Origin of the sequence: Thiomicrorhabdus sediminis (assembly GCF_005885815.1) — a bacterium.
Classification (GTDB): Bacteria; Pseudomonadota; Gammaproteobacteria; order Thiomicrospirales; family Thiomicrospiraceae; genus Thiomicrorhabdus; species Thiomicrorhabdus sediminis.
Genome location: NZ_CP040602.1, coordinates 1716691 through 1731614, shown reverse-complemented (window position 1 = coordinate 1731614; position 14924 = coordinate 1716691). Strand labels below are relative to the sequence as shown.

Genomic DNA, 14924 nt, shown 5'->3' with positions numbered 1-14924 from the left:
TCTGACTAGGGCAACCTAGTTTAAAAATAGGGGACTTCAGTCCCCTATTTTTTTCATCGAATCCAACAAGCTTTTTATTTAATTATAGTAATGAGCGAAGTGGCTATTAAACATGGCTGTCAGTCGTTTTGTGTCTGAAAAACATGCACAGCAACGGTCATATTTAATATCTATTTATTCGTTTTGGGAAACAAAGCTCCATGCAACAACAACTGCAAGACATCATTTCGCAAGCTCAAGCGGCGGTAAGCGAAGTTAATGAACTCAGCAAACTCGATGAACTACGTGTCCACTATCTAGGTAAAAAAGGTCAATTGACCGAGATGATGAAAACCCTAGGTAAGTTGTCCGCAGAAGAGCGACCAAAAGCTGGACAGATCATCAATGAAGCCAAGCAGACTGTGCAGGGCTTATTGAATGCTAAGAAGAAAGAATTGGATGACGCTAAGCTAGCGCAAAAACTGGCTGAAGAATCCATCGATGTGACCCTGCCGGGGCGCGACGCCGATTTAGGTAGCTTGCACCCGGTGACGCGCACTTTACAGCGTATCGAAACACTGTTTTCCAATGCCGGTTTCGATGTCGAGCAAGGTCCGGAAATCGAAGACGATTGGCATAATTTCGAAGCCTTGAATATTCCGGAAACCCATCCGGCGCGTGCGATGCATGATACCTTTTATATCAATGAGAACACGGTGTTACGTACGCATACCTCAGGTGTGCAGATCCGTACTATGGAAAACAAGCAGCCGCCTTTGCGTATTATCGCACCAGGCCGAGTGTATCGTTGTGACTCCGACCAGACGCATACGCCGATGTTCCATCAGGTGGAAGGTTTGATTATCGAGAAGAACGCCAGTTTTGCCCAGCTGCGTGCATTGATTATCGATTTCCTACGTAAGTTCTTCGAAGACGAAAACTTGCAGACTCGTTTCAGACCATCCTATTTCCCGTTTACCGAGCCTTCGGCAGAGGTGGATATCGCCACGGATCTATTCGGTGATGGACGTTGGATCGAAGTATTGGGCTGCGGTATGGTGCACCCGAATGTATTGAAAAATGTCGGTATCGATCCGGATGAATATACCGGTTTGGCGTTTGGTTTGGGGGTTGAGCGTCTGGCGATGTTGCGTTACGGCGTCAATGACCTACGCCAGTTCTTCGAGAACGATATGCGTTTCTTGCAGCAATTCAAATAATAAAAGCCAGTAAAGCGGACGAGAAAAAAGAATATGAAATTTAGTGAAAATTGGTTAAGAGAGTGGACTAGCCCTGAATGGGATACCAACACCTTATCTGAATCCTTAAGTTTAGCTGGCTTGGAAGTCGATGATGTTGAGCCTGCGGCTCCGTCATTCAGCAATGTGGTTGTCGCTCAGGTGGTTTCGGTTGAAAAGCATCCTGATGCTGACAAATTGAACATTACTCAGGTTGATACCGGAGATGGTGAACTGGTACAGATCGTCTGTGGTGCACCGAATGTTGTCGCAGGTATGAAAGTCTGTTGTGCCAAGGTGGGAGCTGTGCTACCGGGTGATTTCAAAATCAAAAAAGCCAAACTGCGTGGCCAGCCGTCGAACGGTATGTTGTGTAGTACGAATGAGCTTGGCTTGCCGGATGATGGTATAGATGGTCTTCATGTTCTGCCGGAAGATGCGCCAATCGGTACCGATGTACGTGAGTACTTCGATTTAGACGATAGCTGTATCGACGTTGATCTGACACCAAACCGTGCAGACTGTTTCAGTGTGTTGGGGATTGCCCGCGATGTTCACGCAATCAGTGGCGCACAATTCAGCGTACCGTTTGAAGAAAAGCAGATGGCCGGTACCGAGACTTGTTCACAAGCGGTTGTGGTAAAAGAGGCTCAGGCTTGCCCTAAATATCTAGGCGCGATGGTTAGCGGATTTGATACCAATGCCGAAACCCCTGTATGGATGGTGCAGAAGCTACATCGTTGCGGTGTTCGTTCATTAGGTTTGGTTGTCGATATCACCAACTATGTGTTGATGGAACTGGGTCAGCCGATGCATGCTTTCGATGCCGACAAGCTGCAAGGCGATATTCAAGTTCGTTTTGCCAATGATGGCGAAAGGATTGTCACCTTGGATGAGAAAGAGCTGCAATTGAAGGGCGATACTTTAGTGATTGCCGATGATTCCGGTGCGATTGCCGTGGCCGGTATTATGGGTGGTTTAGCGACTTCTGTAACCGATGACACCAGCAAAATTTTCTTTGAATCGGCACATTTCGCACGTTTGGCGATTACGGGTAAAGCGCGTAATTACGGTCTTCATACCGATTCCTCAATGCGTTTCGAGCGTGGTGTTGACCCAATGCTGCCGGAGCGTGCGCTTAACCGTGCATTAGATTTATTTACCTCAATTGCTGGCGGAACCGTAAGTCAGTTTGTGAGTGAAGTGAGTGCGGAAAACCTACCTCAGATTGCGACAATCAATCTACGCCGTGACACTATTTTGAACCGCTTGGGTATTGAAGTGGCTGATGCGCAGGTAGTGGATATCTTCAATAAGCTAGGTTTTGAGATTGCCGCGAATGATCAAGGCTGGTCGGTCACCGCGCCAAGTTTCCGCTTTGATATGGCGATTGAAATGGATTTGATTGAAGAGATCGGTCGTGTTTACGGTTATAACAATCTACCGGAAACACCTGTGCTGGCGCCAATGTCATTGAACGAATTGCCGGAAGACGAGCAGTCATTGATTGCCTTGAAGAATACTTTGGTTCAGCGTGGTTTCAATGAAGTGGTCACCTATAGCTTTGTGGCCGAAGACAAGCAAAAAGCGATCGCACCTGAATTGCCATATGTGTTACTGAAAAATCCGATTTCAGAAGATATGAAAGCGATGCGAACTACCTTGTTCCCTGGTCTGCTGCAGAGTGTTGCCTATAACCAGAACCGTCAACAGTCTCGAGTTCGTCTGTTTGAAGCCGGTTTGGTGTTCTATAAGGACGATAGCGATGCCACCGGTGCCGAGCAGGTGCCAATGTTGGCCGGTGCGATTGTAGGTCCTGTAGCGGATGCTTCATGGCATAGCACGACACGTAACGTCGATTTCTATGACCTGAAAGGTGATTTGGAAAGTCTATTGACGATGAGTCACCTTCAGGCGCATGTACGTTATGAACCAACTAATAATCCGGCATTACACCCAGGTCAATCAGCCGCGATTATGCTTGATGGTAAAGAAGTCGGTGTGATCGGTCAGCTGCATCCGCAGTTGGTGAAAACGTTTGACGTAAACGGTAATGTATTTATGTTCCAGATTCGTCAGGATGCTATTCTAAATAAGCAGGTGCCTAAGGCGTCTGCGATTTCTAAGTTCCCTGAAGTTCAGCGTGATTTGGCTTTTGTTGTGCAAGAGTCGGTTACCGTTCAGGCCTTAATTGATGCGATCAATACGGTCACATCAGACATCCTTAAATCGGTTGATCTATTTGATATCTACCGTGGTCAAGGGGTTGCTGAAGAGCATAAGAGTGTTGCGATTACCTTGACACTACAGCATCAAGATCGCACCTTGCAGGATGAAGAAGTTGAAGCCCTGGTTGCAGAGATCTTAACTGCTGCAAAACAGGCTGTGAATGCAGAATTGCGTTAAGCGCAATTTGGCAAATCATAAAAACAACAATTAAATATGTAATAGGGAAAACATATGACGTTGACAAAAGCGGATATTGCTCAGAACTTAGCGGATACATTCGGCTTTAACAAGCGCGAATCAAAAGATTTGGTTGAACAGTTTTACAACGAAATCGGTGAAGTGTTGGTCTCTGGTGAACAGATTAAATTATCGGGATTCGGTAATTTTGAATTGCGTGACAAGGCACCTCGTCCTGGTCGTAATCCAAGAACTGGTGAAGATGTTCCAATCTCAGCACGAAGAGTGGTAACATTTAAGCCTGGTCAAAAATTACGTGCGCAAATCGATAACTATGGCAAAGCCTAAAAAATTATCATTACCGATTGAACAGCTGGAGATAGATCTGCCGGACAAAAAATACTTCACCATCGGTGAAGTGGCAGATTTATGTCAGCTAAAATCGCATGTATTGCGTTACTGGGAGCAGGTTTTTCCACAACTTGAGCCTAGTAAACGTCGTGGTCGTCGTTATTATCAGAAAAACGATGTGCTACTGGTGCTGGAAATCAAAAGCTTACTGCATGACCAAGGTTTTACCATTCCCGGCGCGAAAACACGTTTATCAAAACGTGATATCGATATCGAAGATTCCAGTCTGACTTCCGAGCAGGCCACCGTTGTCGAACAGATGCAAAAAATGCAGTCTGAACTGAAACAGTTCGCCGACTACATTAAGCAGCGTTTTTAATTTTCCTTAAAGTCTTTATCTTATCGCTTCTGCAAACTGTTGCAGAATAGATCAACCGCTTGGCTTAACGCCAGCTCTCTTTCTTTATCGGTAATCTCTTCACCCAATAAAGCCTTCAATAAAAACGGTCCTTTGATCATTTCCAGAAACTGCTGTGCATAGAGTTCAGAATTAAACTCTGGCAGGCGAGTGTTTGCAATGTGTTTATCCAGATATTTGGCGAGAACGTCTATGGCAATGGTCGGCCCGTAACGGTAGAAAATTTTCTGGATTTTACTTTGATCGATATTGTTTTCGGTGATGACCAAACGATAAATCGCGATACCATCAGCCGATAAGGCGATGTCTTGCATGGTTTTGCCGAAATGATAGAGCCCTTCGCCAAATTCTTCAGGCCAATGGGTTTCTGTCTCGAAAGGCTGAAATAGTTCTTTCGATTTCTTTTTGAATACCGCTTCAAACAACCCTAGTTTATTACCGAACTGACGATATAAAGTGCCTAAAGAGCCGCCTGATAAGCGCATGATTTCATTGACGCTGCTGCCGGAATAACCGTATTGCAAAAACTGTTGCTCAGCGATCTCGAGAATTTTTTGTTGTCGGGCAACACCGCGTTTGGTGCTGGGTTGTACCGTTTTATTGCCACGAGTTGTGTCAGCGGTAGAAGACTTACTCTGTCGGTTTTTGCTTTGCGGTTCTTGTGCTGATAGGGCTGTGGTCATGGTCTTCTATACTTTATAGCTTAAAACAAGCTGGAACAAACCGGCGTTGAATCGGGTCGTTCTAATTTTATGAAAATAGAGTTCTATGATACCTGTAATTTATCATTTGAGCAAAAAGTGTAATGTGTGCTACACTTTTTATCAGTAAATCCATTTTATCTATCATAACGGCACAATTTCTCAACAATGTGAGGAGTCTGCTGTGTAATTTTTGGGGAATCCTATGTCTATGCAGAAGTCCGCCCGTTCTGTCCAAACCCTGTTGATCTCACTAGTGGCCCTGGCATTAAGTTATGCCGGTAGTGCTATCGCCAATTCACAGCAACCGCCAATGCCGGTTGTCGTGGTGAGTGCTGAAGCTGTCAATGTGCCGGTCACCTTTGAGTTTCCCGGGCGTATCAAAGCGCTGCAACAAGTGGATGTGTTTGTCCGAGTCAGCGGTATATTGGAACAACGCTTTTATACAGAAGGTCAGGCCGTTACAAAAGGTCAAAAACTTTATAAGATCGATGAGCGCCGTTACCGTGCTTTGGTACAGCAGGCCAAGGCTCAGGTTGTTACCGCCAAGGCTCAAATCGCGCAGGCGGAGCGTGAATATCGCCGCTTAAGCGGACTCTATAAAAAACAAGGTGTCAGTCAGCAGGAAGTGGATAAGGCGCAATCCAATCTGGAATTGGCAAGAGCTTCTTTATTGGCGGCGCAAGCCAATCTGGAAAATGCTCAGATCGATTTGGATTACACCAGCGTTAGAGCGCCGATTAGTGGAATCATCAGTGCCAAGCAGCAAGACATCGGTAGTCTGGTTGGCAGTAACGACAATAACCGAACTCTGAACAGCGTCACTCAGATGGATAAGGTTTATGTCGATTTCTCGATTGCCGATTCGGATGTCAGCTTTTTCCGCAATAACGACAATACCAAATTGATCGCCGAAGTGCTCAATGCTCAGAAAAAAGCCTTAGTTAGCGGATATGTCGATTTTATCGATAGCAAGATCGATGCTGCCAACGGTAAGGTGGCTGCACGAGCAGTATTTGACAATCCTCAGGGAACGCTGATGCCTGGTGAATTCGTGCGTATCCGTGTCGTTGCCGGTGATTATCAGCAGGTTTATAAAATTCCGCAGAAAGCGGTTTTACAGATGGGCGCTCAAGCCTTTGTCTATATCGTCGATGACGGGGTTGCAGAAATGGTTCCAGTCGGCCTTGCCGGTGCCTATGAAAATCAATGGCTGGTTAATAAGGGCTTAAAAGCCGGACAGCAGGTGATTATCAATAATCTAATCCGCCTGAGACCGAAATCACCGGTAAAAGTGATGAATATGCCGCCAGCAAACGCCACGCAAAATAGTGCAGCAAAGTCTAAGCCGTAAACAGCTGATGCTGTCAAATTAGCCAAGGAATCTCTTATGTTGTCAAAATTTTTTATTGATCGTCCGGTCATGGCCAGTGTGTTTTCACTGATTATCGTTATTGCCGGCTTTCTTGGAATGAAATCGGTACCGATTGCCGAATATCCGCAAATTGTTCCCCCTCAGGTTCAGGTGATCGCCCAGTATCCGGGAGCGAGTGCCGAAACGATTTCCGAAACCGTGGCTGGGCCTTTGGAGCAAGCGATTAACGGTATCGACGATATGCTCTATATCAATAGTGTCACCTCATCGTCCGGTACTTTGACGCTAACGGTGACCTTTGATATCGGTACCGATGTGGAAAAAGCCAATATCAATGTCAATAACCGTGTGCAAAGTGCATTGAGCCGTCTGCCAAGCGAGGTGCAGCAAACCGGTGTTAAGGTCAATAAACGCTCTTCCAGCATCCTCAAAGTGGTCGCGTTATATTCAGATAATGCCAGTTTGGACACGGTTTTTATCGCCAATTACGGTTTGATCAATGTGGTTGATGAGCTGGCGCGTATTCCCGGAATCGGTGAAGTCCGTCAGTTCGGTGCCAAAGATTACTCGATGCGTATTTGGTTGGATCCCAATAAACTGGCACAATTCAAATTGACGCCGAACGATATCGCCAAGGCGATTAAGGCTCAGAACTCGCAATTTGCCGCCGGGCGTTTCGGTCAGGAGCCGATGGAAAATGGTCAAGCATTTACCTATACGGTGACTACCGCCGGTCGTCTAACCGATGCCAAACAGTTCGAAAACATTATCCTGCGTGCCAATAACGACGGTTCGATTCTGCATCTGAAAGATGTCGCTCGTGTTGAGTTGGGAGCGCAAGCCTATAACTTCAATGCTACCTATGATGGTCAGCCAACCGTGCCCATGGGTGTGTTCTTGCAACCTGGGGCAAATGCGCTGGAAGCATCAGCGTTGATTGACGCTAAACTGGAAGAGCTGGCGCAGCGCTTTCCAAAAGGCTTGTCTTACGCCATTCCTTACGATACTTCTGAGTTTGTCGAAATTTCCATTGAAAAGGTGATCTATACCCTAATCGAAGCGTTGATTCTGGTGGTATTGGTTGTCTATCTGTTCTTACAGAATTTCCGTGCCACCTTGATTCCGGTACTGGCCATTCCGGTCTCGATCATCGGTACTTTTATCGGTATGTATCTGCTTGGTTTTTCTATTAACCAGCTGACGCTGTTCGGTATGATTCTCGCCATAGGTATCGTGGTTGATGATGCGATTATTGTGGTTGAGAATGTCGAGCGCATTATGAGCACCTATAAACTCTCGGCACGAGAAGCCACCATTAAGGCGATGAATGAAATCACCGGGCCGATTATCGCCATCGTATTGGTATTGGGCGCGGTGTTTATCCCGGTCGCTTTTGTCGGCGGTCTGACCGGAGAGATGTATAAGCAGTTTGCCATTACCATCGTTATTTCGGTGACCATCTCCGGTATAGTCGCCTTAACGCTGACCCCGGCGTTGTGTGCCAATATCTTAAAAGACGGTCACTTGAAACCGAGTGGTTTTTTTGCCGGGTTCAATCGTTTCTTTGCCTGGATAACTGATGGGTTTAGCGCCAGCGTACGTACGATTATGCGTTACAGCGCGATAAGCCTGTTGTTGTTTGCCGGTTTGCTGTTTATTACCTACCAGGCGGTTAACGGCTTGCCGAAAAGCCTATTGCCTCAGGAAGATAAGGGTACGTTATTTGTTTTGAGTTATCTGCCACCAGCTTCGTCCTTGTCAAGAATGGAAGAGGTGCGTGATGGCGTCAGCGAAACTTTGCTTGCTCATCCGGGGGTAGAACATGCGATCAGTTTTGCCGGTTTCGATTTACAGACCTTTACCGAAAAAACCGATTCAGGTGTGTCTTTTGTCAAGCTTAAGCATTGGGATGAACGAGAGACTGCCGATATGAGTTCGCAAGCGATTGTCGGACAGTTGTTTGGTCAGTTGATGGCGGTGCCTGATGCATTCAGTATTCCCATCGGTATGCCGACCATTATGGGTATGAGCATGACCGGTGGTTTCGAGGCTTATCTGCAAAGCCGTGGTGGTGACGGTTCTTTGGCTTTGGCCAAGGTCACTGATGAATTGGTGGCCAAAGCGTCCGCCAGACCTGAACTGCAGTCTGTACGTACCACCTTCTCAACCAAGGTGCCGCAATATGAGGTAACACTTGATCGTGAAAAAGCGGAAAGCATGCAGGTATCGGCGCAAGAAGTGTTTTCTGCGATGCAGGCCACTTTTGGCAGTCTGTATGTCAATGATTTCAACCTTTATGGCCGTGCCTATAAGGTGAATTTGCAGTCCGAAGCCAATTTTCGTGAAAAGCCGGAAGACCTAGCGCAGGTATTTGTCCGTTCGCAGAGCGGGGAAATGATTCCATTAAGTGCTTTGGTGACATTCAAACGTTTGACCGGCGCTGATGTCGTCGACCGTTTCAACCTGTTCCCGGCGGCGAAACTGATGGGGGAGCCAGCACCGGGCTACAGTTCCGGGCAGGCGATTGCTGCATTTGAAGAGGTTGCCAAAGAAATCCTGCCGGAGACTTACTCTTTAGGTTGGGTCGGTGAAGCCTATCAGCAGAAGCAGTCGGCCAGTGCCGGTAATCAGGCGTTCCTGTTTGGTTTGTTATTTGTCTTTTTGATTCTGGCCGCCCAATATGAGCGCTGGTCGATTCCATTAGCGGTGGTGACCGCAGTACCGTTTGCGGTATTGGGAGCCTCTGTGGCGATGATGTTAAGCGGTTTGGATAATGACATCTATTTTGAACTGGGGTTATTGACCTTAATCGGTTTGTCGGCGAAGAACGCCATTTTGATTGTCGAGGTTGCCAAACAGAAACATAAAGAAGGTGTGCCATTGGCGGAGGCGGCCGAGCACGCCGCCAGATTACGCTTCCGTCCGATTGTTATGACATCCTTGGCCTTTACCATCGCTGCCGTGCCGCTAATGTTGAGTACCGGTGCCGGGGCGGCTGCCCGCGAAGCGGTCGGTACCGGTTTGGTAGGCGGTATGATTGCCGCAACGGTTTTTGCGCCAATGTTTGTACCGATGTTTTTCCGCTGGATTGCCGCGTTTTCGGAACGTTTTGATAAACCGCAAGCCGCTGAAGCTTCCAGTTCTGCTCATAGCGACAAATAAAAGGGTGAAACAAATGAATGCCAAGAAAATAAAGAAGGTTCAATGGCGTCGATTGCCTGTCGTTTTCGCAGTCGGTGTTTTGTTAAGCGGTTGTTCGCAAATGCCGCAATACCAGCCACCTCAAGTGGATGTGCAAGAAAACATTATCTCGACGGAACGACTTGCGATTAGCGATCAGTTAAAGAATGAGGCCGATTTTTGGCAACAATTCTCGGCGGATCAAACTTTGCAGATGTTGTTGCTACAAGCTGTGCAGTATAACTTTGATTTAGCCAAAGCCAAGTTGAATTTGCAAATGGCAGAGGCGTACCTAAAACAGGCAGATGCCAAGTTGCTGCCTCAGTTAGGCTTGCAACTGAATGCCGGCATGAATCAAACCAGTGACAACTCTTATCCGCAAGGCCAAGGTGCCCAGTTCGGTCAATTAGGTTTGGCGGGATTGGTCAGTTATGAACTGGATATCTGGGGCAAAAACGAAGCCAACCAGCAGGCGAGCTTAAACCTGTATCAAGCGACTCAAGCCGATCAGCAGGCTGTGCAGTTGAGTGTTAAGGCCGCGGTCACTGAGATTTATCTTTCCCTACAGGCCTTACAACAGCAGTTGAAGATTGCCGATAAAACGGCGGCCTTGCGTCAGCAGAATGTGGAATTGCGTGAATCGCAACTGCAATACGGCAGTATCAGTGCCTTGAGCCTGCATCAGGCTAAGGCCGAGTTGTCGGCAATCAAGATGGTTAAGGTGCAGTTAAACGCCGCTTATAGATTGCAAATCAATGCACTGGCACAACTGCTAGGTTATAGCCCGCAAGCGCTGTTGAAAAATGATTTTCAGCCAGAAGATGCCGGTTGGAGTATGAAAACCATTAAGCTACCGAGTTTTTTGTCATCTGATGTGATGCAACGTCGTCCGGATATTATCGCCGCAGAGGCCCGTTTAAAGGCGGCTAATGCCAATATAGGCGTTGCCAAGGCCGCATTGTTGCCAAGCTTGAGTTTAACTGGGTTGTTAGGTTTTCAGAGTGAAGCCTTAAGCCGGTTATTGCGCGATGATTCGGTTGCGTGGAACGCGCAGACCAATGTTGATCAATCGCTGTTTGATGGCGGTAGCCGTCAAGCGGATGTCGAGTTCAGTGAAGCGCAATATGGAATGATGCTGGTCAATTACCGTCAAATTGTCACCCAAGCGTTTGCAGAAGTCTCTGATGGTTTGATCCAACTGCAGAACTACAGTGAGCAGATCGATCTGCAAAAACAGCAAATCGAGCAATTGAAACAGGCATTTGATTTAGCTCAGGCTCGTTTTGATGCCGGTTATGCCAGTTATCTGGAAGTGTTGGATACACAACGAGGTCTGCTGGATGCCGAATTGAATTTGGTAAGCGTTCAACAGCAATATCAGACCGCGGCGGTTTATCTTTATAAGGCTTTAGGCGGCATCTGGCAGAACTCTGCTCAGAGCGCTAACCCATAATGCTTTAAGCGGGACTGAAATAACAGTAAGCCGTTCATTTAGGGGCTTGCTTTCAAGCCTAAAAAACCTATAATTTTCCAATCGGTTTTTTTCTAAAACCTATTGTCTAACGGGGTGTAGCGCAGTTTGGTAGCGCACCACACTGGGGGTGTGGTGGTCGCAGGTTCAAATCCTGTCACTCCGACCAATCATAATAAATTAATTCTATTAAATCAATATGTTACTTATTTATGTTTTATTTAGTGTAACTAGGTTGTAACTAGGTTTGTTGCGGTGTCAATGTCATAAAATACGGCTAAAAAGTTCTATATGGGATATTGGATGCTACTATCTTAATGCGATGTAGTTTTTTGGATTTTAGGTACATTTTTAAGCTATCTACATTTAAATCTTGGTATTTCGATGGGGCTAACCTTATTTCTTTTATTGCTTCGATAGGAAAGCTCTGTGTTATGTAGGGTACTAGAACTCCATTTCTTGATCTAAACTCAACAACATTTTGATGTACTACGGTAATAGGCATTTGAAGATACCCTGAGTCGTTAGGTTTTGGAACCCCATCAATGATAAAAGGGACATTATCCATGTTGCCATAGGTATATAGACGGACTTCTTTTTCTTCTTGAAAGCTTGGGTTTTTGGTCCTAGCAAGATGACCAATAATGCCTAAGTAAGTAGAAGGTATTTGGTCTCTGTCCAGTATAGGGTTTTCTCTTGCATAACCGTTTGGAGCAGTGTTGCTTAGCACGATTGAAAAGGTATTTGCTATTTCTTTGGAGTGATCGTCATCATAGCAACAATCCACAAGCTTAACTCTGTTACTTTTGCTACTGTACCCACTGTAGGATTTTTCCAAGATGGCTCTGTCAAATCCTATTGATATTCCGCCTTCTTTTGGGCAATAGCTTCGCCATTGAGATAGTAGGTCACCTTCTTTGGAGAAGGATGTTGAGAACATTAAAGATTCTGAGACAAGCTGCATAAAAACTGCTACAAACGCTTTAACTTCTTCATTATCTGTTTTTTGGAGTTCATTAGAAAGAGTTGACTCTATTAGCTCGAAACCATGTAAAAACTCATGTTCATCATTCATATAGGGGTGGGCAGTTAACCAAAGTTCTTGATTCTCTAAAATGCTCATACATGCATTCATATCGGTATAGTGATAAATGATTTCATTATTCATTTTTAATAGTCTTGTAGTGGTTAAATTCTGATTTGTTATTGTTATACATGCGTAGAGGTCGCAAGTACAAGTGAAAACTGCCAATAAAGTTCAGTTTATAAAAAGTGTTATGTCAGATAAGTGATAGTCGTTCTTTACTGATTGAAAGAAAGTTGAAGCTAAATCAAAAGGAGATATTTTATTATGTCAATTAAAATGAAAAAAACGCTGATATTTATAGCATCACTCCTGATGGTATACCCGATTGCTATTATGGAGAGTGCAATCGATCACAGTTTAAACGGAAGCGTTTCGGCTGATTCGATAATATCGCTTTATATCCTAGCAGCCTTTGGGGTTTTAAAGAGCCTTTTTGTCGTCTACGGATTATTAGTCGCGTTTGCCTTACCTCCTAGACTGGTTAATTCAGATATGGTGCGAACGGCAATAGCTACTATAGCTATAGTATCGACATTTGCCTTAGTCACTCTGTTTATTCAATTTAATGCAAAAGATTTTAGCTACCTTGGTTCGGTTGTAGTGATAGGGTTTGCTTTAGTTCATTTGTATCTTGCTTTAATCCACTCGCACTCATATATTGCCATCTTCCAAGCCTTGAGGTTGTTACCTGCTTTTGCTCCAGAGAGTGAAAAAAGTCGAGAGTGAAGCTAAAGAGTCTTGCAAGCTAACTCCGCTTATGTGTCCACTATGGACAATGTTTATACAATGAGAATTTCTATAAAATCTTTAGTTATTAAAGAGTTAGTTGTTTTATTTTATCTCTACGGATTTAAAGCTATTTAAAAGTCTTTGTTGTGTTTACCAAGGCACTTTATTTGAGAGTTGTTCTTCTTGCTTCGTTATAAGAGACTCACCTACTAAGAGGCTGGCAAGTTGAAGCCGCTGGCCTTCCTCAAGTATCTGCCATTCAGGAGAATCCTGTAAGCGGTAGACCTTGGATTGAAGGTCAACATAAGCCTTAAGCCTTCTCTCCTCAAGGTCTCCTACTTGACCGCCTCTATCGTATTTCTTACGGACAACCTTCCAAGGTTCAACCACTGGGTTATCGCTATTGAGCTGCTTTGAATAGATGGTGTCCTCAGCAATCATGCGCTTAATGACTTTCTTCATGTCAGCCGCTAGGGATTTTCTGATTACTCCACCCATCCAAGATGATATACGCTCACCGCCTAGGTCTTTAAGGTCATCCCAGTGTCTCCACAGAGTAAGCCAAGCCTCCTGTGGTTTCTGTTCCTTAGACATTGATAGCTTATCTTTCTTGTTAGCATTGAAGGCCATCAATCGGGCTTCTTTAGGTGTAACGTCTAGGTGAACCTTTACGGGCAGACTCTTAGAGTTACGGTAGCCAAGCTCATGGGCTTCCCGATAGGCTTGTAGTCTGTGGTGTCCGTCTATCAGAATAAAATCAGCGCCTCCCTCAGGGTTAGGGTAGACATCAACTCTATCCAATGAGTGACCGTCCTTGAGTACAGCTACAAGATTGTCGATATGATTACGGCTTAGGTTCTGCTCTTTACCACGGTGTACGCCATCAACAGAGAAGTCCCTCACCTGATTCTGACCTGAGTATATATCGCCATCAATACGGTCATAGGTTGCCGTAGTGTTCTTTACTCTGGGTGATTTAGACATTGTGGCCTGTCGGTTTAACGAAGGTCTCTCCATCAGAGTTAGTGAAGACTCGGACAACCTCTGGGTTGACCTCTAACTCCTTTTCATCAAGTTTAGCGATAGCCTTTAGGATTAGAGGGTGGTCTGCTTCAAGCTCAATTAACAGGTAGCGCGTGGCTCTAAGCTTGATGAATTTCTTGAGTCTCAAGGCTTCATCTATTGGAAGTTCTCCTAGCTGCTTTCTCGCGATGATAGCTTTAGCAAGTTCAGGGTCTTTCTTGCTGATTTCACTAGGGGGCAGCTCTATGCTATCTATTCCGTTTTGATAGGCTGTGTTTGCGTCTTTAGGAATAAACAGGCAGTTATCAGGCGCATACTCCATAGAGCCATCGCCGAGAATATCCTTGTCGATTTCCCATCCGTCTTGGTGGTTACTGTCTTCATAAAACCAATGGGCGAAATTCTGAAAGTTATGCCACTCAACGCGCACGGTTACATTCTTATAGGCCTCTTTAGCACTGTTACCGTAGCAACGTTTGAGCATTGTGCGCCATTTGTCATAAGCGGCCTTATTTCCTTTAGTCGAGTATTCGCCAATGCCTAAATAACCAACTCCACACATAGAAGGGTGCATCGGGTTCTTTATGCTTTGTCTCTGAATAAGGTCTTTTGCGACAACCTTTGTATTGCCTGTGTTGATAAACAGTATTTCCACTTCACGGGAGTTTCTAACGGATAATACCTCTGCCACACAACCCTCAATAGTTACAAACCTAAAGCCTGCAACAATGTCCTTGGTGTCAATCTTTGTGGTGTCTTGAGTCATTCGACACTCTCCTTATTATTTTTGTTCATGTCTGCCATTGCTATGCGTTGCCAAGCTCAAAGAATAGACTTCCAAGCTCAACCGCTGTTCTGTCTTGATAGGCCATAGCCTCTAGGGTCTCTGCATTGGGCTTGCCTATGGGGGTGAGCATTATAGCTCCTAGATCACTGAGGAAGTCGGAAGTTAGTAGGTCTTGTTTA

12 protein-coding genes and 1 tRNA gene are annotated in these 14924 nt (G+C 45.4%); 9 read left to right on the top strand and 4 right to left on the bottom strand.

Going from position 1 to position 14924, the window contains the following annotated elements:
* Positions 1-200: 200 nt before the first annotated feature.
* Genes pheS through FE785_RS07875 form a run of 4 tightly spaced genes read left to right on the top strand, consistent with a single transcriptional unit; the run spans position 201 to position 4353 of the window.
* Positions 201-1199, top strand: a complete 999-nt coding sequence (gene pheS / locus FE785_RS07890) for a phenylalanine--tRNA ligase subunit alpha (protein ID WP_138565233.1) — start codon at positions 201-203, stop codon at positions 1197-1199.
* A 33-nt stretch (positions 1200-1232) separates the two neighbouring features.
* A complete protein-coding gene (pheT, locus tag FE785_RS07885) occupies positions 1233-3623 on the top strand; it encodes a phenylalanine--tRNA ligase subunit beta (protein ID WP_138565232.1) in 2391 nt (796 codons plus the stop codon).
* Between the two features lie 54 nt (positions 3624-3677).
* Positions 3678-3971 carry an integration host factor subunit alpha gene (locus tag FE785_RS07880; RefSeq protein WP_138565231.1) on the top strand — a complete coding sequence of 98 codons (294 nt, stop codon included), beginning with the start codon at positions 3678-3680 and terminating at the stop codon, positions 3969-3971.
* Positions 3958-4353, top strand: coding sequence for a MerR family transcriptional regulator (locus FE785_RS07875; protein WP_138565230.1), 396 nt, complete (start codon positions 3958-3960; stop codon positions 4351-4353). The genes FE785_RS07880 and FE785_RS07875 overlap by 14 nt, the downstream gene beginning before the upstream one ends.
* Before the next feature lie 20 nt (positions 4354-4373).
* Here FE785_RS07875 and FE785_RS07870 read toward each other — a convergent pair whose 3' ends face one another.
* On the bottom strand, positions 4374-5075 hold the full coding sequence (locus FE785_RS07870) for a TetR/AcrR family transcriptional regulator (protein ID WP_138565229.1): 702 nt from the start codon (positions 5073-5075) through the stop codon (positions 4374-4376).
* 223 nt (positions 5076-5298) lie between these two features.
* Between FE785_RS07870 and FE785_RS07865 the strand changes: the two genes are divergently transcribed.
* The 4 genes from FE785_RS07865 (at position 5299) to FE785_RS07850 (ending at position 11288) form a co-directional block, all read left to right on the top strand.
* A complete protein-coding gene (locus tag FE785_RS07865; RefSeq protein WP_138565228.1) occupies positions 5299-6447 on the top strand; it encodes an efflux RND transporter periplasmic adaptor subunit in 1149 nt (382 codons plus the stop codon).
* A gap of 36 nt (positions 6448-6483) precedes the next feature.
* Positions 6484-9630, top strand: a complete 3147-nt coding sequence (locus FE785_RS07860) for an efflux RND transporter permease subunit (RefSeq protein ID WP_138565227.1) — start codon at positions 6484-6486, stop codon at positions 9628-9630.
* Between the two features lie 13 nt (positions 9631-9643).
* Complete coding sequence (locus FE785_RS07855; protein WP_138565226.1) at positions 9644-11101, top strand: efflux transporter outer membrane subunit; 1458 nt, start codon at positions 9644-9646, stop codon at positions 11099-11101.
* Positions 11102-11211: 110 nt separating this feature from the next.
* Positions 11212-11288, top strand: a tRNA-Pro gene (locus FE785_RS07850).
* 108 nt (positions 11289-11396) lie between these two features.
* Here FE785_RS07850 and FE785_RS07845 read toward each other — a convergent pair.
* Complete coding sequence (locus FE785_RS07845; RefSeq protein ID WP_138565225.1) at positions 11397-12287, bottom strand: DUF2971 domain-containing protein; 891 nt, start codon at positions 12285-12287, stop codon at positions 11397-11399.
* 183 nt (positions 12288-12470) lie between these two features.
* On the opposite strand from FE785_RS07845, the gene FE785_RS07840 reads away from it, so the two are divergent.
* A complete protein-coding gene (locus FE785_RS07840) occupies positions 12471-12932 on the top strand; it encodes a hypothetical protein (protein WP_138565224.1) in 462 nt (153 codons plus the stop codon).
* Between the two features lie 153 nt (positions 12933-13085).
* Here the strand turns inward: FE785_RS07840 and FE785_RS07835 are convergent, their stop codons facing one another.
* Both FE785_RS07835 and FE785_RS07830 read right to left on the bottom strand, forming a co-directional pair.
* Positions 13086-13919 (bottom strand): ParB N-terminal domain-containing protein, encoded by an 834-nt coding sequence (locus FE785_RS07835; protein WP_138565223.1) that lies wholly within the window; start codon positions 13917-13919, stop codon positions 13086-13088.
* On the bottom strand, positions 13912-14724 hold the full coding sequence (locus tag FE785_RS07830; protein WP_138565222.1) for a hypothetical protein: 813 nt from the start codon (positions 14722-14724) through the stop codon (positions 13912-13914). Before FE785_RS07830 ends, FE785_RS07835 begins: the two co-directional genes overlap by 8 nt.
* Positions 14725-14924 lie beyond the last annotated feature (200 nt).

What these genes read in the sequence shown, in the direction of transcription:
- FE785_RS07865 (WP_138565228.1), top strand. Translation starts at nt 5,299, where the DNA reads ATGTCTATGCAGAAGTCCGCCCGTTCTGTCCAAACCCTGTTGATCTCA.
- pheS (WP_138565233.1), top strand. Translation starts at nt 201, where the DNA reads ATGCAACAACAACTGCAAGACATCATTTCGCAAGCTCAAGCGGCGGTA.
- FE785_RS07875 (WP_138565230.1), top strand. Translation starts at nt 3,958, where the DNA reads ATGGCAAAGCCTAAAAAATTATCATTACCGATTGAACAGCTGGAGATA.
- pheT (WP_138565232.1), top strand. Translation starts at nt 1,233, where the DNA reads ATGAAATTTAGTGAAAATTGGTTAAGAGAGTGGACTAGCCCTGAATGG.
- FE785_RS07830 (WP_138565222.1), bottom strand. Translation starts at nt 14,724, where the DNA reads ATGACTCAAGACACCACAAAGATTGACACCAAGGACATTGTTGCAGGC.
- FE785_RS07855 (WP_138565226.1), top strand. Translation starts at nt 9,644, where the DNA reads ATGAATGCCAAGAAAATAAAGAAGGTTCAATGGCGTCGATTGCCTGTC.
- FE785_RS07840 (WP_138565224.1), top strand. Translation starts at nt 12,471, where the DNA reads ATGTCAATTAAAATGAAAAAAACGCTGATATTTATAGCATCACTCCTG.
- FE785_RS07845 (WP_138565225.1), bottom strand. Translation starts at nt 12,287, where the DNA reads ATGAATAATGAAATCATTTATCACTATACCGATATGAATGCATGTATG.
- FE785_RS07870 (WP_138565229.1), bottom strand. Translation starts at nt 5,075, where the DNA reads ATGACCACAGCCCTATCAGCACAAGAACCGCAAAGCAAAAACCGACAG.
- FE785_RS07835 (WP_138565223.1), bottom strand. Translation starts at nt 13,919, where the DNA reads ATGTCTAAATCACCCAGAGTAAAGAACACTACGGCAACCTATGACCGT.
- FE785_RS07860 (WP_138565227.1), top strand. Translation starts at nt 6,484, where the DNA reads ATGTTGTCAAAATTTTTTATTGATCGTCCGGTCATGGCCAGTGTGTTT.
- FE785_RS07880 (WP_138565231.1), top strand. Translation starts at nt 3,678, where the DNA reads ATGACGTTGACAAAAGCGGATATTGCTCAGAACTTAGCGGATACATTC.